At 65.1% G+C, this 21,352-nt stretch carries 16 protein-coding genes and 1 rRNA gene; 2 read left to right on the top strand and 15 right to left on the bottom strand.

Translation table 11 applies throughout. The annotated features are described in order from the left end of the window. Positions 1-4: 4 nt before the first annotated feature. The 12 genes from murC to coq7 form a co-directional block, all read right to left on the bottom strand. Positions 5-1,399, bottom strand: a complete 1,395-nt coding sequence (murC, locus tag AB4Y42_RS09005; RefSeq protein ID WP_368687500.1) for a UDP-N-acetylmuramate--L-alanine ligase — start codon at positions 1,397-1,399, stop codon at positions 5-7. Continuing rightward, the gene (gene murG / locus AB4Y42_RS09000) at positions 1,396-2,499 is read right to left on the bottom strand and encodes an undecaprenyldiphospho-muramoylpentapeptide beta-N-acetylglucosaminyltransferase (RefSeq protein WP_368687499.1); all 1,104 of its coding nucleotides are present in this window, start codon (positions 2,497-2,499) and stop codon (positions 1,396-1,398) included. Before murG ends, murC begins: the two co-directional genes overlap by 4 nt. Further along, positions 2,496-3,761, bottom strand: a complete 1,266-nt coding sequence (gene ftsW, locus AB4Y42_RS08995; RefSeq protein ID WP_368687498.1) for a putative lipid II flippase FtsW — start codon at positions 3,759-3,761, stop codon at positions 2,496-2,498. Before ftsW ends, murG begins: the two co-directional genes overlap by 4 nt. After that, the gene (gene murD / locus AB4Y42_RS08990) at positions 3,758-5,275 is read right to left on the bottom strand and encodes a UDP-N-acetylmuramoyl-L-alanine--D-glutamate ligase (RefSeq protein WP_368694004.1); all 1,518 of its coding nucleotides are present in this window, start codon (positions 5,273-5,275) and stop codon (positions 3,758-3,760) included. The genes ftsW and murD overlap by 4 nt, the downstream gene beginning before the upstream one ends. 28 nt (positions 5,276-5,303) lie before the next feature. Then, entirely contained in the window at positions 5,304-6,473 is a 1,170-nt protein-coding gene (gene mraY, locus AB4Y42_RS08985) for a phospho-N-acetylmuramoyl-pentapeptide-transferase (protein WP_028207787.1), read from the bottom strand. A 20-nt stretch (positions 6,474-6,493) separates the two neighbouring features. Beyond that, positions 6,494-7,918 (bottom strand): UDP-N-acetylmuramoyl-tripeptide--D-alanyl-D-alanine ligase, encoded by a 1,425-nt coding sequence (murF, locus tag AB4Y42_RS08980; protein WP_368694003.1) that lies wholly within the window; start codon positions 7,916-7,918, stop codon positions 6,494-6,496. Continuing rightward, positions 7,915-9,465, bottom strand: coding sequence for a UDP-N-acetylmuramoyl-L-alanyl-D-glutamate--2,6-diaminopimelate ligase (locus AB4Y42_RS08975; protein ID WP_368687495.1), 1,551 nt, complete (start codon positions 9,463-9,465; stop codon positions 7,915-7,917). Before AB4Y42_RS08975 ends, murF begins: the two co-directional genes overlap by 4 nt. Then, on the bottom strand, positions 9,462-11,354 hold the full coding sequence (locus tag AB4Y42_RS08970; protein ID WP_368687494.1) for a peptidoglycan D,D-transpeptidase FtsI family protein: 1,893 nt from the start codon (positions 11,352-11,354) through the stop codon (positions 9,462-9,464). Before AB4Y42_RS08970 ends, AB4Y42_RS08975 begins: the two co-directional genes overlap by 4 nt. Beyond that, on the bottom strand, positions 11,351-11,707 hold the full coding sequence (ftsL, locus tag AB4Y42_RS08965; protein WP_028207784.1) for a cell division protein FtsL: 357 nt from the start codon (positions 11,705-11,707) through the stop codon (positions 11,351-11,353). The genes AB4Y42_RS08970 and ftsL overlap by 4 nt, the downstream gene beginning before the upstream one ends. Beyond that, positions 11,704-12,657 carry a 16S rRNA (cytosine(1402)-N(4))-methyltransferase RsmH gene (gene rsmH, locus AB4Y42_RS08960; RefSeq protein ID WP_069268481.1) on the bottom strand — a complete coding sequence of 318 codons (954 nt, stop codon included), beginning with the start codon at positions 12,655-12,657 and terminating at the stop codon, positions 11,704-11,706. The genes ftsL and rsmH overlap by 4 nt, the downstream gene beginning before the upstream one ends. A 17-nt stretch (positions 12,658-12,674) precedes the next feature. After that, complete coding sequence (gene mraZ / locus AB4Y42_RS08955; RefSeq protein WP_368694002.1) at positions 12,675-13,103, bottom strand: division/cell wall cluster transcriptional repressor MraZ; 429 nt, start codon at positions 13,101-13,103, stop codon at positions 12,675-12,677. A 398-nt stretch (positions 13,104-13,501) separates the two neighbouring features. Continuing rightward, positions 13,502-14,164 carry a 2-polyprenyl-3-methyl-6-methoxy-1,4-benzoquinone monooxygenase gene (gene coq7 / locus AB4Y42_RS08950; protein WP_368694001.1) on the bottom strand — a complete coding sequence of 221 codons (663 nt, stop codon included), beginning with the start codon at positions 14,162-14,164 and terminating at the stop codon, positions 13,502-13,504. Between the two features lie 308 nt (positions 14,165-14,472). Here coq7 and AB4Y42_RS08945 point away from each other — a divergent pair, with 308 nt between their 5' ends. Continuing rightward, positions 14,473-15,669, top strand: coding sequence for a porin (locus AB4Y42_RS08945; protein WP_368687491.1), 1,197 nt, complete (start codon positions 14,473-14,475; stop codon positions 15,667-15,669). Positions 15,670-15,834: 165 nt separating this feature from the next. On the opposite strand, the gene AB4Y42_RS08940 is transcribed toward AB4Y42_RS08945, so the two are convergent. Then, positions 15,835-17,508, bottom strand: coding sequence for a long-chain fatty acid--CoA ligase (locus tag AB4Y42_RS08940; protein ID WP_368694000.1), 1,674 nt, complete (start codon positions 17,506-17,508; stop codon positions 15,835-15,837). A gap of 148 nt (positions 17,509-17,656) precedes the next feature. Then, entirely contained in the window at positions 17,657-19,735 is a 2,079-nt protein-coding gene (locus tag AB4Y42_RS08935) for a molybdopterin-dependent oxidoreductase (protein WP_368693999.1), read from the bottom strand. 179 nt (positions 19,736-19,914) lie between these two features. Here AB4Y42_RS08935 and AB4Y42_RS08930 point away from each other — a divergent pair, with 179 nt between their 5' ends. Beyond that, positions 19,915-21,108: a M20 aminoacylase family protein gene (locus AB4Y42_RS08930; protein ID WP_368693998.1), complete on the top strand. Its 1,194-nt coding sequence runs from the start codon at positions 19,915-19,917 to the stop codon at positions 21,106-21,108. Positions 21,109-21,234: 126 nt separating this feature from the next. Here the strand turns inward: AB4Y42_RS08930 and rrf are convergent. Further along, a 5S ribosomal RNA gene (gene rrf / locus AB4Y42_RS08925) occupies positions 21,235-21,348 on the bottom strand. Positions 21,349-21,352: the final 4 nt, after the last annotated feature.

The following is a 21,352-nucleotide window of genomic DNA, read 5'->3' as shown; positions in this document are numbered from 1 at the left end:
TCACTCACGCCTTCTGTTCCTGTTGGGCGATTCGACCCGGCACACCGCCGATCGAACCCGCACCCATCGTAATCACCACATCGCCGTCGCGCACGACAGCAGCTAGCGCCTCCGGCACTTCATCCACGGTCTCGACGAACACGGGCTCGACCTTGCCCGCGACGCGAATCGCGCGTGCGAGCGCACGGCCGTCCGCTGCGACGATCGGCGCTTCGCCGGCCGCATAGACATCGGTCAGCACGAGCGCATCGACGGTCGACAGCACGCGCACGAAGTCTTCGAAACAGTCGCGCGTCCGCGTGTAGCGGTGCGGCTGGAACGCCAGCACGAGACGGCGCTCGGGAAACGCGCCGCGCGCCGCTGCGATCGTCGCGGCCATTTCCACCGGGTGATGGCCATAGTCGTCGATCAACGTCCAGGCGCCGCCGCCGTTGACGGGAATTTCGCCATAGCGCTGAAAACGACGGCCCACGCCGTTGAATTCCGCGAGCGCGCGCTGAATATCGGCGTCCTTGACTTCGAGTTCGGTCGCGATCGCAATCGCAGCGAGCGCGTTCTGCACGTTGTGCGTGCCCGGCAGATTCAGCACGATGTCGAGCGACGGCGCGTCTTCGCGCATCACCGTGAAGTACATCTTGCCTTCGCGCGCGACCACGTTGACCGCGCGCACCTGCGCGTCGGACGCGAAGCCATAACGGATGATCGGCTTCGAGACGAACGGCAGAATCTCCTTCACGTTCGGGTCGTCCACGCACAGCACCGCGATGCCATAGAACGGCAGGCGATGCGTGAACTCGATGAACGCCTGCTTCAGGCGCGCGAAGTCGTGCCCGTAGGTGTCCATGTGATCGGCGTCGATGTTCGTAATGACTTCGATCACCGGGAACAGGTTCAGGAACGATGCGTCGGATTCGTCGGCTTCCGCCACGATGAAGTCGCCCGTGCCGAGGCGCGCGTTCGCACCCGCACTGATCAGACGCCCGCCGATCACGAAGGTCGGATCGAGCCCGCCCGCGGCCAGCACGCTCGCCACGAGCGAGGTCGTGGTGGTCTTGCCGTGCGTGCCTGCGATCGCGATGCCCTGCTTCAGACGCATCAGTTCCGCGAGCATCACGGCGCGCGGCACGATGGGAATGCGGCGATGGCGTGCCGCGAGCACTTCGGGGTTGTCGCTGCGCACCGCGGTCGAAACGACCACGGCATTCGCGCCTTCGATGTTCTCTTCGGCATGGCCGATCGCGATGCGCGCGCCGAGCGCGGCGAGTCGATCGGTGACCCCGTTCTTCGCGAGGTCCGAGCCGCTTACCTGATAGCCGAGATTGACGAGCACTTCGGCGATGCCGCTCATGCCCGCGCCGCCGATGCCGACGAAATGGATATGTTTGACGATGTGTTTCATTGCTTTCCTCCCGCTACTACGCCCGCCACGGCCGCGCAGATGCGCGCGACCTGATCGGCGGCGTCGGGTTTCGCGAGCGCGCGAGCGCGCCCGGCCATTTCCGCCAGCGATGTTCTGGTCTGATGCCGCAACCAGTCGGCGAGTCCCTCCGCCGTCAGGTCGCGTTGCTGCACCACGAGCGCTGCGTCCTTGTCGGCAAGGAACGCGGCGTTGGTGGTCTGGTGGTCGTCCACGGCGTAGGGGAACGGCACGAAGCATGCCGCCACGCCCACGGCCGCGATCTCGGCCACCGTCATTGCGCCCGAACGGCAGACCACGAGATCCGCGTTCCGATAGGCGCTCGCCATGTCGTCGATGAACGGCACGAGCTGCACCGTGTCGTTCAGTTCGAGTCCGGCGTCGAGATAGTTTTGACGCAAGGCGTCGATGTGCTTCGCGCCCGCCTGATGCACGATGTGCGGACGCTCTTCTGGTGCAAGCAGCGACAGCGCGCGCGGCACCACTTCGTTGAGCGCCGTGGCGCCGAGGCTGCCGCCCACCACGAGCACGCGCAGCGGACCGCTGCGCGCGGCGTAGCGCGCCGCCGGTGCGTCGACGTGTTCGAGCGCCTCGCGGATCGGGTTGCCGGTCCACTCGGCGTTCGGCAAGGCGCCCGGAAACGCCACGAGCACGCGCCTGGCCAGCTTCGCGAGCACCTTGTTCGCGAGGCCGGCGATCGAATTCTGTTCATGCAGCACGAGCGGACGGCCCGACAGCGCGCTCATCACGCCCGCCGGGAACGTGATGTAGCCGCCCATGCCGAGCACGACGTCGGGCTTCACGCGGCGCAGCGCCGCGAGGCTCTGCGTGCAGGCGCGCAGCAGGTTCAGCGGCAGCATCAGCTTGGTCTTGATGCCCTTGCCGCGCACGCCGCCAAAGCGCACGTATTCCATCGTGATGCCGTGCTTGGGCACGAGCGTCGCTTCCATGCCTGCGGGATTGCCGAGCCACACCACGCGCCAGCCCCACTGTTCCATGCGATGCGCGACGGCGAGCCCCGGGAACACGTGTCCCCCGGTGCCGCCGGCCATCACCATGAGCGTGCGCGTCGCTGCGGTCATACCTTGCCTCCGCGCATCAGGACCCGGTTTTCGTAATCCACGCGCAGCAGCAACGCCACGGCGACGCAATTGAGCAGGATGCCCGAGCCGCCATAGCTCACGAGCGGCAGCGTGAGACCCTTGGTCGGCAAGAGACCCAGGTTCACGCCCATGTTGATGAAGGCCTGCGCGCCGAACCACACGCCAAGACCCTTGGCGACGAGGCCCGCGAACGTGCGGTCGAGCGCGAGCGCCTGACGGCCGATCTCGAACGAGCGGCGCACGATCCAGTAGAACAGCAGGATCACGACGAGGACGCCGACGAAACCGAGTTCCTCGCCGATCACGGCGAGAATGAAGTCGGTATGCGCTTCCGGCAGATAGTTGAGCTTCTCGACGCTGCCGCCAAGACCCACGCCGAACCATTCGCCGCGACCGAACGCGATGAGCGAGTGCGTGAGCTGGTACGCCTTGCCCTGTGCGTAGCGGTCGTCCCACGGATCGAGGTACGCGAAGATCCGCTCGCGGCGCCACGGCGACGCCCACACGAGCAGCGTGAAGGTGCCAACTGCCGTGGCCACGAGGCCGCCGAACAGCTTGCCGTTCACGCCGCCGAGGAACAGCACGCCCATGGCGATCGCGGCGATCACCATGAATGCGCCCATGTCAGGCTCGAGCAGCAGCAGCGCGCCGACCACGCCCACGGCGAATGCCATCGGCAGGAAGCCTTTCGCGAAGCTATGCATGTATTCCTGCTTGCGCACCGTGTAGTTCGCAGCGTAGATCGTCACGGCGAGCTTCATGATTTCCGACGGCTGCATGTTCGTCACGCCGAGCGGAATCCAGCGGCGCGCGCCGTTCACGCCCTTGCCGATGTGCGGAATCAGCACGACCACCAGCATGGCGAGCGAGATGAGAAAGAGCTTGGGCGCGTAACGCTCCCACGTCGAAACGGGAATACGGAACGCGACGAGCGCCGCGACCGTGGCGATCGCGAGCGAAACGAGGTGGCGCACGAGAAACGCCCAGTCGCGGTACGAGGCGTACTTGGGCGAATCGGGCATGGCGATCGAGGCCGAGTAGACCATCACCACGCCAAGCCCGAGCAGCGCGATCACGGCCCACAGCAGCGAGTGGTCGTAGTCGAGCATGCGCGAGCGTCCGGGACGCACGCCGTTGACGACGCTCGCGAGACCGCCCGAGCGCGCGCCGCCGCTCGACGAGCCGCCGGCCTGGCCGTTTTCGCGCGAGAGGCGCGCACCGAATCGCTCGGACCAGCTCATATCATCGTCCCCCGTTCTGCGGCGATTTCTTCTACGGTGTCGTGGAACACGGCCGCGCGATGGGCGTAGTTGCGGAACATGTCGAGGCTCGCGCAAGCGGGCGAAAGCAGCACGACGTCGCCGGGTTGCGCGAGCGCCGTCGCCGCGCGCGTGGCTTCTTCGAGCGTCGCGTGGTCGCTCATCGCGATGCCGGTTTCTTCGAGCGCCGCGCGGATCTTCGACGCATCGCGGCCGATCAGCATCACGGCGCGGCACCAGCGCGCAACCGGCGCGGCGAGCGGATCGAAGTCCTGGCCCTTGCCGTCGCCGCCGGCGATCAGCACCGTGCGCTGCGCGAGGCCGTCGAGCGCCGCCACTGTCGCGCCGACGTTCGTGCCCTTGCTGTCGTCCACGTAGTCGATGCCGTCGATCGAGGCGATCAGCTCCACGCGATGCGGCTCGCCGCGATACTCGCGCAGGCCGTGCAGAAGCGGCGCGGGCGCGAGATCGATCGCGCGCGTGAGCGCAAACGCCGCGAGCGCGTTGGCCGCATTGTGCAGGCCGCGAATGCGCAGGGCGTCGGCGGGCATGAGGCGCTTCATGCCGAGGTTCACGGGCGCCGCTTCCTGCTGCTTGCGGCGACGCGGGGAGACAGGCACGTCGGCCGCGTCGAGGTCGTGGGCCTGCACGAGCCACTGCATGCCGTTCTCGCGCAACAGACCCAGGTCGCCGTCGTTCTCGGGCTCGTTCAGGCCGAAGGTCACGATCTTCGCGTCGCCGCTCGCCTTCGCGCTCGCGAGCGACATGACGCGCGCGTCGTCGCGGTTGAGCACGCGCGTCGTGCGCGGCCCGAAGATACGGCCCTTCGCGGCCGCGTAAGCGTCGAGGCCGCCGTGCCAGTCGAGATGGTCCTGCGTGATGTTGAGGACCGCCGCGGCGTCCGGCTCGAACGTGTGCGCCGTCTCGAGCTGGAAGCTCGACAGTTCGAGCACCCAGACGTCGGGCAGCGCGGTGTTGTCGATGGCTTCGGCAAGCTTGTCGAGCATGGCCGGGCTGATATTGCCCGCCACCGCCACGCGCTTGCCCGCGCGCTCGCAGAGCATGCCGGTCAAGCTCGTCGTGGTGGTTTTGCCGTTCGTGCCGGTGATGGCGAGCACCTTCGGCGCGTAGCCGCTCTCGCCGAGATGGCGCAGCGCCTGCGCGAAGAGTTCGAGCTCGCCCCACACTTCGATGCCGCGCTCGCGCGCCGCCGCGATCAGCGGCACGAGATCTTCGGCGAGCGGCGAGAGGCCCGGGCTAATCGCGACGAGTTCCACGCCGTCGAGCAGCGCCGTCGTGAACGGACCGCCGACGAAATCGGCGTCGATGCCGCGCGCGGCGAGTTCGGGAAGATTGGGCGGCACTTCGCGCGTGTCGGCAATGCGCAGGCGGCAACCATGCCGCGCGCACCAGCGCGCCATCGCGAGACCCGATTCCCCGAGTCCCAGCACGAGCACCATCGGCTTTTGCCGATCCCGAAACTTCTCGCCGAACATCGCTTGCTTCCCTTGCTTACTTAAAGGCTCAACGCAGCTTGAGCGTGGATAGACCAATCAGACACAGCATCAGCGTGATAACCCAGAAACGCACGACAACCTGCGTTTCCTTCCAGCCGGACAGTTCGAAATGGTGATGCAGCGGCGCCATCTTGAAGATGCGGCGCCCTTCGCCGTAACGCTTTTTCGTGTACTTGAACCAGGTGACCTGCAGCATCACGGAGAGCGTCTCCGCCACGAAGATGCCGCCCATGATGAAGAGCACGATTTCCTGACGCACGATCACCGCGATGGTTCCCAGCGCGCCGCCGAGCGCGAGCGCGCCCACGTCGCCCATGAAGACCTGGGCCGGATACGTGTTGAACCAGAGGAACGCGAGCCCTGCCCCGCCCATCGCCGAACAGAAGATGAGCAGTTCGCCCGCTCCGGCAATATGCGGAAAAAGCAGATACTTCGAGTAGACCGAGCTGCCCATCACATAGGCGAACACGCCGAGCGATGCGCCAACGAGCACGACCGGCATGATCACGAGGCCGTCGAGGCCATCGGTGAGATTCACGGCGTTGCTCGCGCCGACGATCACGAAGTACGTGAGCGCGATGAAGCCCCACACGCCGAGCGGATAGCTGATCGACTTGAGGAACGGCAGCAGCAAGTCGGCGCGCGCGGGCAGGCCCATCGACAGGCCGCTACGCACCCACGCCATGAAGAGATCGAACACGCGTACGTTGCTCGCCTCGGAGACGCTGAACGCGAGATACACCGCCGCGAACAGACCGATCACCGACTGCCAGAAGTACTTCTCGCGCGAAGACATGCCGCGCGGGTCCTTGTAGACGACCTTGCGATAGTCGTCGACCCAGCCGATCGCGCCGAAGCCGAACGTGACGAGCATCACGATCCAGATGAAGCGGTTCGTGAGGTCGCCCCACAGCAAGGTGGAAACCGCGATGCCCAGCAGAATGAGCACGCCGCCCATGGTGGGCGTGCCGGACTTCACGAGGTGAGTCTGCGGGCCGTCCGTACGCACGGCCTGGCCGACCTTCATTGCGGTGAGCTTGCGGATCACCCACGGGCCGAGAAAAAGCCCGATCGCCATCGCGGTGATGGTGGCCATCACCGCACGGAACGTCAGATAACTGAACACGCGCAAGAAGCTTGCGTCATTCTGCAGCCATTGCGCCAGCGCCAGTAGCATGCCTTGTATTCCTTCGAATTTCAGTGCGCACCGGACTTCGCGTCCGGCGCAGGGTTTTGCGGATTCGTGAGTGCCGCTACTACGCGCTCCATCTGCATGAAGCGCGAGCCTTTCACGAGAATCGTTGCGCCGGCGCCGTAACCGGCACCAGCCAGCGCGCGCACGAGCTCGCCCACGTCGGCGGCATGCAGCGCCTGCGCGCCGAACGCCGCCGCGCTGTCACGCGCTGCGTCGCCGAGCGTGTAGAGCGCGTCGATGCCGCGTTCCTTCGCGTAGGCGCCCACCTCGCGGTGAAATGCGGGACCGTCGTCGCCGACTTCGCCCATGTCTCCGAGCACCAGCACGCGCGGCGACGTGCGCGAAGCCAGCACATCGATCGCTGCGCGCACCGAATCGGGATTCGCGTTGTAGGTGTCGTCGATCACCGTCGCGCCCGTCAGCTCGCCGAGCGCCGCGCGCTTCACCTGCAAGCGGCCCTTGACCGGCTCGAACGCCTCGAGCCCGCGGCCGATCGCCTCGAGCGAGACGCCCGACGCAATCGCCGCCGCCGTGGCCGCGAGCGCGTTGTGCGCGTTGTGGGCGCCCAGCACCTTCAACTCCACTTCGAGATGGCCTTCCGGCGTCGCGATCGCGAGCCGGTTGCCCGCCAGCTTGTCGACGAGCTTGCCGGTGACTGCCGCTTCCACCGCACGCGTCTCCGTATGCAGCGCGAAGTCGAGAATGCGCGAACCCGTCGCCGCCACGCGCCAGATGCTCGCGTAGGCATCGTCGGCCGGAAACACCGCGACGCCCGTGGGCTTGAGCGCGTGAATCACGCTCGCATGCTCGAGCGCGACGGCTTCCACCGTCGCCATGAATTCCTGATGCTCGCGCTGCGCGTTGTTCACCACCGCGACCGTCGGCTCGGCGAATTTCGCCAGCAACTCGGTCTCGTCCGGGTGATTCATGCCGAGTTCGACCACCGCCAGCTGATGAGCGCCGCTCAAACGCAGCAACGTTAACGGCACGCCGATGTCGTTATTGAGGTTTCCGGTGGTCGCGAGACGCAAATTTTCTCCCACGGCCGCCGCGAAGATCGACGCGATCATTTCCTTGACCGTCGTTTTGCCGTTGCTGCCCGTCACGGCGACGAGCGGCATCGAGAAGCGGCGGCGCCAGCCGAGCGCGAGCGCGCCGAGCGCCTTGCGCGTGTCGTCCACGCGTAGCGCGGGAATGCGCCAGTCGCCGGGGCTGCGCGAAACGAGCGCCGCGCTCACGTGACGGTTCGCGACCTCGCCGAGAAAGTCGTGCGCGTCGAAGCGGTCGCCCTTGAGCGCGACGAAGAGATCGCCGGGGCCCGTGGTGCGGCTGTCGGTCGAAATGCGCTCGAACGTGGCGTTCTCGTCGCCGAGTACGCTCGCGCCGGGAATCAGCGCCGCGGCTTCGCGCAGGGAAAGCATCGTCATTCACCACCTCCGCGCCCGTGCGTGGCACGGGCGGCGAGTGCAAGCCGCGCGTGGTCCTGATCGGAAAACGCGCGCTTCTTGCCCATGATTTCCTGGGTCGCCTCGTGGCCCTTGCCGGCCAGCACGACGACGTCTTCGCGCGCCGCGCCGCGCACCGCCTGCAGGATCGCGCTCGCGCGATCCTCGATGCGGCGCGCCTTCGCGGCGTCGCGCATGCCTTGTGCGATCTGCTCGATGATCGCCGCGGGCGTCTCGCTGCGCGGGTTGTCGCTCGTCACGACGACCTGGTCGGCGAGGCGTTCCGCGATCGCGCCCATGAGCGGGCGCTTGGTCGCGTCGCGATCGCCGCCGCAGCCGAACATGCAGACGAGCTGGCCGCCGCGTGCCGCTGCCATCGGGCGCAGCGCTTCGAGCGTTTTTTCGAGCGCGTCCGGCGTATGCGCGTAATCGATCACGACGAGCGGCTCGTCGTGATCGGCGCGGCCACCGAGACGCTCCATGCGCCCGTTCACCGGCTGCAGCTTGGAGATCTCGTTGAGCGCCGCGACGAGCGGCACGTTCGCCGCAAGCAGCGCGCCGAGCACGCCGAGCAGATTGCTCACGTTGAAGAGGCCGAGCACATGCGCCTCGACTTGCGCCTCGCCCCAGTCCGACGTTTCCAGATGGAATGCCGTGCCGGTGGCAGTGGCGCGCACGTCGTTCGCGCGCAGCCACGCGTCGGCAACGGGTGCGTCGGCGGCGGGCGTCGCCACGCCATACGCAATCGTGCGAGCCTTGCCGCGTGTCGCGGCGATCAGGCGGCGCCCCGCTGCGTCGTCGGCGTTGATGATCGCGGCGCGCAGGCCCGGCCATGCAAACAGACGCGCCTTCGCGGCCTCGTAGGCCTCGAAAGTGTGGTGATAGTCGAGATGGTCTTGCGTGAGATTCGTGAAGACGCCGATGTCGAACGAGGTCCCGTTCACGCGGCCCTGATGCAGCGCGTGCGAAGAGACTTCCATCGCAATCGCCTGTGCGCCGGCACCGCGCAATTGCGCTAGGCTGCGCTGCAGCTGCGGCGCGTCGGGCGTAGTGAAGCCCGTATGCACGAGCTGGCCCGGAAAGCCCGTGCCCAGCGTGCCGACGATCGCGCACTTCTGGCCGATGGCCGTGAACGCCGAGGCGATCCACTGGCTGCACGACGTCTTGCCGTTCGTGCCCGTCACGCCGACCACGAGCATGGCATCGCTCGGGTCGCCATACCAGCCGCTGGCGATTTCGCCCGCGAGCACGTCGAGCTGCGGCACTGCGAGCGCAATCGACGCGTCGGGCTGTTCGCCCGCATAGCCTTCCGGCTGATACAGCACGGCTGCGGCGCCACGCTCGATCGCATTGGCGATGTGCGGGCGGTTGTCCGCGCCCTCTACGGCGTAGGCGAGAAACACGTCGCCCGGCTGGAGCGAGCGCGTGTCGGCGTGCAGGCCGGCTGCGGACGCGACGTGCGTTCGCAGCCATGCGAGCGCGTCCGCGATCTGCCGGTGCGCGGGATGCTGGTTGCGCGTGGCGCTCATCGGACGACTCCGGGTCGATTTTTCGCGTTGTCCGCGATGGTCATGTGACGCGCGGCGGCGGCGCTTTTCGCGGTAGTCGTGTTCGACACGCGCTTCACCGGCGTAGCGGGCGCGTTCGCGACGGCCGGGGCCGAGGCGGCGGCGCTGGTGTCCTCGACGACGAGCTGCTTCACCGGCATGTCCGGCGGCACGTTGAGCGAGCGCAGCGTATCGCCGACGATGCCCGAGAACACCGGACCCGACACCGCGCCGCCGAAGTGGCTGCCGGCCGTCGGTTCGTCGACCGTGACGGCCACGACGATGCGCGGATTCGGCATCGGCGCCATGCCGACGAACGACGCGCGATATTTCGAATGATCGTAGCCGTGCGGGCCGTGCTTGTACGCCGTGCCGGACTTGCCGCCCACGCGGTAGCCGGGCACGGCGGCGTCGGGCGAGGTGCCGTCCTTCGACACCACGCTCTCCAGCATCGTGCGCACTTCACGCGCCGTGGTCGGCGCGAAGACCTGGGTGCCCTGCACCGGCTGCGTGTCGCCCGGGTGGCGGAAGATCGTGACCGGCAGAATCTGGCCGTCGTGCGCGATCGCCGTGTACGCGCGCGCGAGCTGGAACAGCGAAACGGAGAGGCCGTAGCCGTAGGACATCGTCGCCTGCTCGATGCGGCGCCAGCTTTTCCACGGACGCAAACGGCCCGCCGCCGCGCCGGGGAACCCGACCTTCGGCGCCTGACCGAGACCGATGCTGGTGTACATGTCCCACATTTCTTCGGGGCGCAGCGTCATCGCGATCTTGGTCGCACCGATGTTGCTCGACTTCTGGATCACGCCGCCCACCGTCAGCACGCCAAAGCCGGCGTCGTCGGTGATGGTCGCGCCGTCGAGGGTGAAGTGGCCCGCGCCCGTATCCACCAGTGTACTCGGCGAGACGCGGTGCAGATCCAGCGCGAGCGACACCGTAAACGGCTTCATGATCGAGCCCGGCTCGAACACGTCGGTGAGAATGCGGTTGCGCAGCTGCTCGCCCGTGAGGTGCGAGCGGTCGTTCGGGTTGTAGGTCGGATAGTTCACGAGCGCGAGCACCTCGCCGGTGCGCACGTCCACCACCATCGCGGCGCCGGCCTTGGCCTTGAACTTCTCGACGGCGGCTTTCAGGTTCGAATAGGCGATGTACTGAATCTTGCTGTCGATCGACAGTTCGACGTCCTTGCCATCGTGGGGCACGACCGTTTCGTCGACGTCCTCGACGATGTGGCCCATGCGGTCCTTGATGACGTGGCGAATGCCCGGCACGCCCGCGAGCACTTTCTGGTCCGACAGCTCGACGCCTTCCTGGCCCTCGTCCTCGACGTTGGTGAAGCCGATCAAGTGCGCAGTGACGTCGCCTTCCGGATAGAAGCGCTTGTATTCGTTGCGCTGGTAAATGCCCGGAATGTCGAGCGCCGTCACTTTCTGCGCGACGTCGAGCGGCACCTGGCGCTTCACGTAGACGAAGGTCTTGTCTTCAGACAGCTTCGCGCGCAGCTCTTTCGTGTTCATGCCGAGCAGCGCGCCGAGCTGGTTGAGTTTGTCGGCGCCGAGATCGTCGGGGACGGCTTCGGGAATCGCCCAGATCGCGCGCACGGGCAGGCTCGTGGCGAGCACGAGGCCGTTGCGGTCGAGAATCTTGCCGCGCGTGGCCGGCAGCTCGATCGTGCGCTGGTAGCGGCTTTCGCCCTGCTTCTGATAGAACGCGTTGCCCGGGCCCTGAATCCAGAACGCGCGCGCGGCGAGCGCGACGAACGCCATGAAGAGCAGGAACACGACGAGCTTCGAGCGCCACATCGGCAGGCGCACGGAGAGAATGGGGTTGGCGCTGAAGGCGACGCTCTTGCGGCGATTGTCCTTTTTCATCGCGTGCCTCCGCGGCGGGCAGGCGTGGGCGCGGCGCCCTGCGGGGGCGCCGAGGTCGGCACGGGGGCGTCGACGGCGGTGGCGCTGCCGGGCGCGAGCGTCAGATATTGCGTGCGTCCGGTCGTGACGGGCTGCATCTTGAGCGAGTCGGTGGCGATCTGTTCGATGCGCGACGTTCTCGACAGCGCGCTCTGCTGATATTGAAGCTGTGCGTAGTCCTGCTGGAGCTGATGCTCCTGCGACTGCGCGCGTTGCAACTGGATGAAGATCTGGCGCTGCTGATTGGTGGCGTTCACGACGGAAAGCGCGCACCCCATGACGACGATCAGCAGGAAGATGTTCAGACGATTCATGGCGTGACGCGCTCCGCGGTGCGCATCACGGCCGAGCGGGCGCGCGGATTCGCGGCGACTTCCTCGTCGCTCGCGAACACGCGGCCGAGCAGCTTGAGCGGCGGGCTCGGCAGGTCGACGGCGCGGATCGGCAGGCGGCGGTCCACCGCCGGCGCGCTCGCGTGCGCCTGCATGAACCGCTTGACGATCCGGTCTTCGAGCGAATGAAAGCTGATGACCACCAGCCGCCCCCCCTGTTCCAGCAACGACAGTGCTGCTTCTAGAACGACCTGCAGCTCCGCAAGCTCTTGATTGACGTGAATCCGTATAGCTTGAAAGGTGCGGGTTGCCGGGTCCTTACCCTTCTCACGGGTTTTGACGACGTTAGCCACGATTTGGGCAAGCTCGCCCGTGCTGTCGAGAGGCCCGAGACGGTCGGACTCTGCCCGGCGAGCAACAAGCGCCTTTGCAATCTGAAAAGCAAACCGTTCTTCCCCATAATCCCGAATTACCTCCGTCAGTTCCTGCAACGTGGCCCGAGCGAGCCAGTCAGCGGCGGACTCGCCGCGCGTCGGGTCCATCCGCATGTCGAGCGGACCATCCGCGCGGAAACTGAAACCGCGCTGCGGATCGTCGAACTGCGGCGACGACACGCCAAGGTCCAGCAATATTCCCGACACACGCCCCACCCCGCGCGACGCGAGCTCGTCGCGCAGCGAAGCAAAACTCTCATGCACGATCGAAAACCGCGCGTCGTTCACGGTTTGCGCCGTCGCGATCGCGAGCGGGTCCTTGTCGAACGCGATCAGGCGCCCGGCCTCGCCGAGACGCCCGAGGATCGCGCGACTGTGCCCGCCGCGACCGAACGTGCCGTCCACATAGACGCCGTCCGCGCGCGTGACCAGCGCGTTCACCGCTTCGTCTAGCAGCACCGTGCGATGCTGCAGTCCCTGTCCCATCGCAGATGCCATAGCTTTTTGAACCGCGATCAGAACGTGAAATTTTTCAAGGCGTCGGGCATGCCCTGCGCCATCGCCGCCTGTTCCTTGGCGGCGTAGGTCTGCGCATCCCACAACTCAAAATGACTACCCATGCCGAGCAGCATGACTTCCTTTTCCATTCCTGCCGCCAGACGCAATTCAGATGAGACGAGCACGCGGCCCGCACTGTCGACATCGACGTCGGACGCATTGCCCAGAAAAATACGGCGCCACCAGTGCGCGTCCATCGGCAAGGCGGCGACCTTCGAGCGGAACACTTCCCATTCGGGGCGCGGAAATAGCAACAGGCAGCCGTCCGGGTGCTTGGTGATCGTCACCCGTCCTTCTGCCTGTTGTTGCAGCGCTTCCCGATAGCGCGACGGAATCGACATCCGTCCTTTCGCATCGAGTGTTAGCGCCGACGCCCCCTGGAACAATTTGCTCCCCCTAATGCGGCGCTTTTCGCCGCCCGCCTAAATCCCGGAAAATCTACCTGAATACGCGCCTGAAATCACACAAAAATACACTTTCTCACACTGTCTCCCACTTTAGAGGAACGCCCAACGAGGGTCAAGGGAGACCGGACGTTTTTTGACGAAATTTATCCGCTAGAACAAGGACTTAGCGGCACTTGTTGAAGTCGGGACAAAAGCCAAAAACCGTTATGAATGAATGAGCTAACGCAGGTTCTGAAGGTGATACGTGAAAAGCGCGGCGATAAACGGCCTACGGCGGGATCGAGCGGGGGGCTTGCGGGGATTAAAACCGGGGGCTGAAAGCTCTGAAAGATTAATCCGGGTTTGGGCCGACAGCGATTGCCGGCCCATGCCATTAATCAGATGTAGTAGGCGGTTCGCGTCATGACTTTCGATGCTACACGCATTAGCGAACGCACCGGCAAAGGCAATTCGACGCCGCCCAGATCGGTGGCCGATTTGGCGTGCGAGATTTCGTCGGCGCGCATTTGCTCGACGACCGCGCGCGACTCGAGATCGGCGGGCGGCAGGCTGTCGAGGTGGCTGTCGAGATGATGCTCGACCTGACGCTCGGTTTCGGCCATGAAGCCGAGGCTCACCTTGTCGCCGAGGCGGCCGGCGGCGAAGCCGATCGCGAGTGCGCCCGCGTACCACAGCGGATTGAGCAGGCTCGGACGCGAGTCGAGTGCCTGCAGCCGGCGCGAGGTCCACGCAAGGTGATCCTCTTCTTCGCGCGCGGCCTGCTCGAAGGCCGCCCTGAGCGAGGGCGAGCGCGCCGAGATTTTCTGCGCCTGATACAGCGCCTGTGCGCACACTTCGCCGACGTGATTGACGCGCATGAGCCCGGCGGCGTGCGTGCGCTCGGCAGGCGTGAGTTCGCTGCCGGCGGGTACGGCATCGCCCTCGGGCGTCACTTCGATGGTAACGGGGGAAGGCTGCGGCATCGGACGCGTCATGCGCGACACGCCGGTGAGAGCGCGCAGGCCCCGGTCGAATTCGGTAATCAAGTCATCTAGCGTCATCCAGCCTCCCTTTCATTTCGTTGGCGAGCCGGATTGGTCGCTCGCCCGGACTGCCCTTTCACCACTACACAAACTCACGGACATCCGTCAATCCGGGGCAGCGCCGATAGATAGCTGCATATTCTAGACCATGTTGTGTAAACGAAACAGGTACTTAGCGAGGCCCAGGCTTTTCCTTTGTGACTATTAACCCTTTTGTTACATTACGTGCAACTTCTCGCGAAGTTAGAAGGACAGGACCCTACGCAAGATAAAAAACTGGTCCCGTTAAAAGACGCAAAAGATTCGCAAACACTGGAGATCATTCAATGAAGAAGTCGCTTCTCGCGCTGGCTGCGCTGGGCGCGTTCGCGGGCGTTGCTCACGCTCAGAGCAGCGTCACGCTGTACGGCATCATCGACGAAGGTTTCAACATCAACACGAATTCGGGTGGCAAGCACCTGTACAACCTGTCGAGCGGCGTGATGCAAGGCAGCCGTTTCGGCCTGCGCGGCGCTGAAGACCTCGGCGGCGGCCTGAAGGCAGTCTTCGTGCTCGAAAACGGCTTCGACGTGAATAACGGCAAGCTCGGCCAGGGCGGCCTGATGTTCGGTCGTCAGGCTTACGTTGGTCTCTCGAGCTCGCAATTCGGCACGGTCACGCTGGGTCGCCAGTACGACTCCGTCGTCGACTACGTCGGCCCGCTCGAAGCAGGCGACCAGTGGGGTGGCTACATCGCAGCGCACCCGCAGGATCTGGACAACTTCAACAACGCCTACCGTACGAACAACACGGTCAAGTTCACCAGCGCCAACTACGCTGGCCTGACCTTCGGCGGCACGTACAGCTTCGGTGGCCAGGCAGGCAACTTCTCGGCGAACCAGATCTGGTCGTTGGGCGCCGGCTATAACAACGGTCCCCTCGTCCTCGGCGTGGGTTACCTGAACGCACGTACGCCGAACGCGACCGGCGGCCTGTTCAACAACGGCGGCACCGCATCGCCGCAGACGGGCGTAAAGGGCGTTACGGGCACTTCGTTCAACCCGGTGTACGGCGGCTTCGCATCGGCTAACACGTACCAGGTCATCGGCGCAGGCGGCGCATATACGTTCGGCGCAGCAACGCTCGGCCTGACGTACTCGAACGTCAGCTTCCGCAACCTCGGCTCGACGTCGACCTCGCTGTTCGAACGCGGCACGAACGCCAACTTCAACAACGTCGAAGCGAACATCAAGTACCAGTTCACGCCGGCCCTGCTGGCAGGCTTTGCGTTCGACTTCACGGACGGCAGCAGCGTCACGCGTGCGAACGGCACGAGCGAAAGCGGCGCGAAGTACTTCCAGTACGCACTGGGCACGGACTACTTCCTGTCGAAGCGCACGGACGTCTACCTGATCGGCGTGTACCAGCACGCTACGGGCTCCGACTCGACGGGCGGCACCGCTGTTGCGTCGATCAACGGCCTGACGCCGTCGAGCACGAACAACGTGTTCACGGCTCGCGTTGGTATCCGTCACAAGTTCTAAGAAGAACAGTCGCTGTAATCTCGAAGGCGCCTCCGGGCGCCTTTTTTCTTTGGTGCGTTTTGTCGTTTCGCGACAGGGCCCACGACGAAAAAAAGCGGCCTGCCCTCGATGGGCAGACCGCTCTTCGCTTTTGACTCGCGGGCCTTTCGCTTCGCTCTTGCGTTTTCAGGCGCGACCGTCGCGCAGCTCGCGGCGCAGGATCTTGCCGACGTTGCTCTTGGGCAGATCGTTGCGGAACTCGATGATCTTCGGCCGCTTGTAGCCGGTGAGCTGCGTCTTGCAGTACTCGAATACGTCCTTGTCGGTGAGCGCCGGGTCCTTCTTGACGATATACAGCTTCACCGCCTCGCCCGAATTCTGGTCCGGCACGCCCACCGCCGCCACTTCGAACACGCCCGGCAGCTTGGCCACGACGTCCTCGACTTCGTTCGGATACACATTGAAACCCGAGACCAGAATCATGTCCTTCTTGCGGTCGACGAGCTTGATGTAGCCGCGCGCGTTGATGAGACCGATGTCGCCCGACTTGAAGTAGCCGTCCGGCGTCATGACCTTCGCCGTTTCTTCCGGCCGCTGCCAGTAGCCCGCCATCACCTGCGGACCGCGGATGCAGATCTCCCCCGCTTCGCCGATCGGCAGTTCGTTGCCGGCGTCGTCGCGAATCGAGATTTCAGTGGAAGGCAGCGGCAAGCCGATCGTGCCGGTGTATTCCGTCGCCGTAACCGGATTGCAGGTCACGCTGGGTGAGGTTTCCGAGAGGCCATAGCCTTCGACGATCGGCGTATGCGTCCGCTCGTACCAGCGCTTGGCCACGGCTTCCTGCACCGCCATGCCGCCGCCGTTCGCAACGAGCAGATGCGAAAAGTCCAGATTGCCGAATTCCGAATGGTTGAGCATCGCGTTGTAGAGCGTATTCACCGCGGGGAAACACGTGATCGAGTACCCGCGCAGCTCCTTGATCATGCCGGCGATGTCGCGCGGATTCGGAATCAGGATCGCGAGACCGCCGGTGCGCAGCGTCAGCAGCCCGCAAACGGTCAACGCGAACACGTGGTACAGCGGCAGCGCCGCGACCGTCACCGGTTGCGTACCGGAAGGCAATTTCGCAAGCGCGGGCTCGGTCCATGCCGCCGACTGCAACACGTTGGCGATCAGGTTGCGATGCAGCAGCGTCGCCCCCTTGGCCACGCCGGTCGTGCCGCCCGTGTACTGCAGGAAGGCGACGTCCTCGGGCGTCTGCTCGACGCGCTTGAAGCCTGTGCGCGCCCCTTCGGCGAGCGCGTCGTTGAAGCGCACGTGGCCGGGCAGGTTCCAGGCGGGCACCATCTTCTTCACGCTTCGCACGACGAAGTTGACGATGAAGCCCTTCGCGCCAAGCAGGTCGCCCATCGCCGCGACCAGCACGTGCTTCACGCGCGTATTGGCGACGACCGCGCTCACGGTCCCGGCGAAATTCTCGAGGACGACGATCGCCTCGGCGCCGCTGTCCTTCAACTGGTGTTCGAGTTCGCGCGGCGTGTAGAGCGGGTTCACGTTCACGACGACGTATCCCGCGCGCAGCACCGCGGCGAGCGCGACCGGATACTGGAGCACGTTGGGCATCATGAGCGCGATGCGCGCGCCACGTGCGATGCCGCGCGACTGGAACCACGCGGCCAGGCGCTGGGAGAGCTGGTCCAGCTCGCCGTAGGTGATCGTCTTGCCCATGCAGGCGAAAGCGGGCTTTGCACGGAATTCGCTGAAGCTCTCCTCGAGCAGCGCAGTGATGGACGCGTAACGGCTTGCGTCGATTTCAGCGGGAACGCCGGGCGGGTACGATTTCAGCCAGACTTTTTCCATGCAGCGTCTCCTCCTTGATTTTTCGAATGGTCGTGCTAAAAAGTTGGATCGTAGCATGGCGACCCAGCTTTTATGTCAGCAAATCAGCGAGTTAGAAAGGCCCCTCGAACGCGCGTCGCGGGGCCGCTAGCGGTAGCGTGAGGCACTTTCAGGCCCGCTCGACCTCGACGAGGCAATCGTAGAACGTCGCCGAGCCGCCAAGGTCGGTGAGCGCCTGGCTCGTCACCTCGTTGGCGTTGCGGCCATCCGGCGCAAGCTTCTTCCACCAGATCGACAGGCCCACCACGAGACCGCTGCGTGCCCGATCGGTCACGCGCGCCCGCGCGCGCATCGAGCCGCGGTCGTTGAACACGCGAACCTCGTCGCCATCGGCAATCTCGCGGCGTGCGGCGTCAGCCGGATGGAGGTCCACGTGCGGCTGCCCCTCGGTCGCGCGCAGGCTTTCGACGTTCACGAAGGTGCTGTTCAGGAAGTTGCGGGCGGGCGGCGAGATCATCGCGAGCGGAAAGCGCGCAGCGAGCTCGGGCGCACCGTCCGCCGATTCGTGCGGCGGCAGATAGTCGGGCAGCGGATCGAGCCCGGCCTTCGCAAGCGCCTCGCTATGGAACTCGCACTTGCCCGTGGGCGTGCGAAAACCGCCGTTCGCAAACGGTGCTTCGGCGACGCTCAGCTTCAGCCAGCCTTCGCGCTTGAGCGCCGCCCAGTCGGCGCCGCCCAGCGCGGGATCGGTCCAGTCGAAAGCGTGGGCCGCCACGTCTTCGTCGCTTTCGAACAGCGCCGGCTCGGTCAGGCCCATCGCGCGCGCGATGGAGCGGAAGATTTCGGTATTCGGCCGCGCCTCGCCAACGGGCGCGATGGCAGGCAAGTTCGCCATGACGTGCGTGTGGCCGTAGGACTTGTGGACGTCGAGATGCTCGAGCTGGGTCGTGGCCGGCAGCAGCAGGTCGGCGTAATCGGCGGTGTCGGTCTGGAACTGCTCAAGCACGATCGTAAAGAGGTCTTCGCGCGCAAAGCCGGCCGCGACCTTCGCCGACTCGGGCGCAACCGCGACCGGATTCGAGTTGTAGACGACGATCGCTTCGACTTTCGGGCCGAATGCGGCGTCGCCTGCGTGCGTGAGCGCGTCGCCAATCTGGTTCATGTTGACGATACGCGGCTGATGCTGCGGCCAGCCCGGGATCAGATCCGGACGCTGGAGCGCGTTCGCATCGACAGGGGCCCAGCCCGACGACGAAAGCAGCACGCCGCCCGCGCGCTCGCGCCACGCACCGGTCAACGCGGGCAGGCAGGCGATGGCGCGCACGGCGTTGCCGCCGCCGCGCACGCGCTGCAGGCCATAGTTCATGCGAATCGCCGCCTTGCGCGTCGAGGCGTAGAGGCGCGCGAGATCGACGACGACCTGTTCCTCGATGCCACAGATCGCGGCGACGCGTGCGGGCGTGTAGGTGAGCGCACGCGCCTTCAGCTCGTCGAAGCCGTGCGTATGGGCCGCAATGTAATCGTGATCGAGACGGTCCTCGGTGATCAGCACGTGCATCATGCCGAGCGCGAGCGCGCCGTCCGTGCCGGGCTTGAGCGCAATGTGCTGATGGCACTTCTCGGCCGTCAGCGAGCGATAGGGGTCGATCGCGATCAGCTTCGCACCGTTGCGTTTCGCTTCCTGCGCGCGGGTCCAGAAGTGCAGGTTCGACGCGATCGGGTTGGCGCCCCAGATCAGGATCACTTCGCTTTCCGCGAAATACTCGGTGAGCATGCCGAGGCTCGAGCCGAACGTATAACGCAGGCCGGCGGCGCCCGCCGCCGCGCAGATTGCGCGATCGAGACGCGACGCGCCGAGCTTGTGAAAGAAGCGCTGCGCGATGCTATCGCCCTGAACGAGTCCCATCGTGCCGGCATAGCTGTACGGCAGGATCGCTTCGGGCGCGCGCTGCGCGATTTCGCCGAGGCGGTCGGCGGCAAGGCGACAGGCTTCGTCCCAACTGATCGGCTCGAAACGCCCTTCGCCCTTGCGCCCCACACGCTTCATCGGCTGCGTCAAACGCTTCGGATGATGGACACGCTCGGCATAGCGGGTCACCTTCGTGCACAGCACGCCTTGCGTCGGCGGGTGATCGGGATCGCCGCTCACCTTGATTGCCCGGCCGTTTTCGACGGTCACGCGCATCGCGCAAGTATCGGGACAATCGTGCGGGCACACTGCACGGGCAAATTCGGCTGGGGCGTTCATCGGAAATCCGTGGGTCAGGCGTTTTGTCGTAAGAGCGATTTTATTATGTTCGGGGTGCGCGCCCTGTACGCACCCTGTGGGTTGGCGCGAAAAAAAAGGTTCGGCGTAGAATGGTCCGTCTAGACCCGGCTTATTTTGGAGACGAAAGCCGGGCGCCCACTTTTTGAGCACCGTCCGCCATGAAACTGATTCCGGAAATCCAGGCCGCCCAAGGCGAAATTCAGGGCCTCCGACGAACGATCCACGCGCACCCCGAACTGCGCTACGAAGAAACCCAGACCTCCGACCTTGTCGCGGCAAAACTCACAGAATGGGGCATCGAAGTGCATCGCGGCATGGGCCAGACCGGCGTCGTCGGCGTGCTCAAACGCGGCACCGGCAAACGGATGGTCGGATTGCGCGCCGATATGGATGCGTTGCCGATCCAGGAACTCAACACATTCGACCATCGCTCGCGCAACGAAGGCAAGATGCACGCGTGCGGCCACGACGGCCATACGGCGATGCTGCTTGGCGCCGCGCAATATCTCGCGCGACACGGGCAGTTCGACGGCACGATCGTCTTCATTTTCCAGCCCGCCGAAGAAGGCGGCGCCGGCGCGAAAGCCATGATCGAAGATGGCCTCTTCAAACAGTTTCCGGTGGACGCCGTTTTCGGCATTCACAACTGGCCGGGCATGCCGGCTGGCTACTTCGGCGTGACCGAAGGGCCGATTATGGCCTCGAGCAACGAATTCCGCATTGAAATCAAGGGCGTAGGTTCGCACGCGGCGTTGCCGCACAATGGCCGCGATCCGGTCTTCACAGCAGTGCAGATCGCGAACGGGCTGCAGAGCATCATCACGCGCAACAAGAAGCCGCTCGATACGGCGGTGCTCTCGATCACACAGATTCATGCGGGCGATGCGGTCAACGTGGTGCCGAATACGGCCTGGATCGCGGGAACGGTGCGTACCTTCACGACGGAAACGCTGGATCTGATCGAATCGCGACTGCGCAAGATCACCGAGAGCACGGCGCAAGCGTACGACTGCTCGGTCGACATCACCTTCCATCGCAACTATCCGCCGACGGTGAACAGCAGCGCGGAGGCGCAGTTCGCCGCGGAGGTCATGCGTGAGGTGGTCGGTGCCGATCACGTCGATGCGAACGTCGAGCCGACCATGGGCGCCGAGGACTTCTCGTTCATGCTGCTGGAGAAACCCGGTTGCTACGCGTTTCTCGGCAACGGCGAAGGTGGTCACCGGGATGCAGGACACGGCGCGGGTCCTTGCATGCTGCACAACGCGAGCTATGACTTCAACGATCAACTGCTGCCAGTCGGATCGTCGTTTTGGGTGCATCTGGCGACGAAATTTCTGGCGCAGCAGTAATTCTGGGCACCAATGCAAAAAGCCGCCCACTGGACGGCTTTTTTGTTTGCTGCTTCTAAAGCGTAAACGCCAGAACCCCGGTGCTCTTTCGGAGCCACCGGGGTTCTGGACGTTACAGCATAAGGAGCCTGACGATTACCTACTTTCACACGGGCAATCCGCACTATCATCGGCGTGGAGCTGTTTCACGGTCCTGTTCGGGATGGGAAGGGGTGGGACCAGCTCGCTATGGTCATCAGGCATG

It is taken from the genome of Paraburkholderia sp. EG286B (assembly GCF_040965655.1).
Classification (GTDB): Bacteria; Pseudomonadota; Gammaproteobacteria; order Burkholderiales; family Burkholderiaceae; genus Paraburkholderia.
This window is presented reverse-complemented; position numbering and strand designations above follow the sequence as displayed.

What these genes read in the sequence shown, in the direction of transcription:
- murC (WP_368687500.1), bottom strand. Translation starts at nt 1,399, where the DNA reads ATGAAACACATCGTCAAACATATCCATTTCGTCGGCATCGGCGGCGCG.
- murG (WP_368687499.1), bottom strand. Translation starts at nt 2,499, where the DNA reads ATGACCGCAGCGACGCGCACGCTCATGGTGATGGCCGGCGGCACCGGG.
- ftsW (WP_368687498.1), bottom strand. Translation starts at nt 3,761, where the DNA reads ATGAGCTGGTCCGAGCGATTCGGTGCGCGCCTCTCGCGCGAAAACGGC.
- murD (WP_368694004.1), bottom strand. Translation starts at nt 5,275, where the DNA reads ATGTTCGGCGAGAAGTTTCGGGATCGGCAAAAGCCGATGGTGCTCGTG.
- mraY (WP_028207787.1), bottom strand. Translation starts at nt 6,473, where the DNA reads ATGCTACTGGCGCTGGCGCAATGGCTGCAGAATGACGCAAGCTTCTTG.
- murF (WP_368694003.1), bottom strand. Translation starts at nt 7,918, where the DNA reads ATGACGATGCTTTCCCTGCGCGAAGCCGCGGCGCTGATTCCCGGCGCG.
- AB4Y42_RS08975 (WP_368687495.1), bottom strand. Translation starts at nt 9,465, where the DNA reads ATGAGCGCCACGCGCAACCAGCATCCCGCGCACCGGCAGATCGCGGAC.
- AB4Y42_RS08970 (WP_368687494.1), bottom strand. Translation starts at nt 11,354, where the DNA reads ATGAAAAAGGACAATCGCCGCAAGAGCGTCGCCTTCAGCGCCAACCCC.
- ftsL (WP_028207784.1), bottom strand. Translation starts at nt 11,707, where the DNA reads ATGAATCGTCTGAACATCTTCCTGCTGATCGTCGTCATGGGGTGCGCG.
- rsmH (WP_069268481.1), bottom strand. Translation starts at nt 12,657, where the DNA reads ATGGCATCTGCGATGGGACAGGGACTGCAGCATCGCACGGTGCTGCTA.
- coq7 (WP_368694001.1), bottom strand. Translation starts at nt 14,164, where the DNA reads ATGACGCTAGATGACTTGATTACCGAATTCGACCGGGGCCTGCGCGCT.
- AB4Y42_RS08945 (WP_368687491.1), top strand. Translation starts at nt 14,473, where the DNA reads ATGAAGAAGTCGCTTCTCGCGCTGGCTGCGCTGGGCGCGTTCGCGGGC.
- AB4Y42_RS08940 (WP_368694000.1), bottom strand. Translation starts at nt 17,508, where the DNA reads ATGGAAAAAGTCTGGCTGAAATCGTACCCGCCCGGCGTTCCCGCTGAA.
- AB4Y42_RS08935 (WP_368693999.1), bottom strand. Translation starts at nt 19,735, where the DNA reads ATGAACGCCCCAGCCGAATTTGCCCGTGCAGTGTGCCCGCACGATTGT.
- AB4Y42_RS08930 (WP_368693998.1), top strand. Translation starts at nt 19,915, where the DNA reads ATGAAACTGATTCCGGAAATCCAGGCCGCCCAAGGCGAAATTCAGGGC.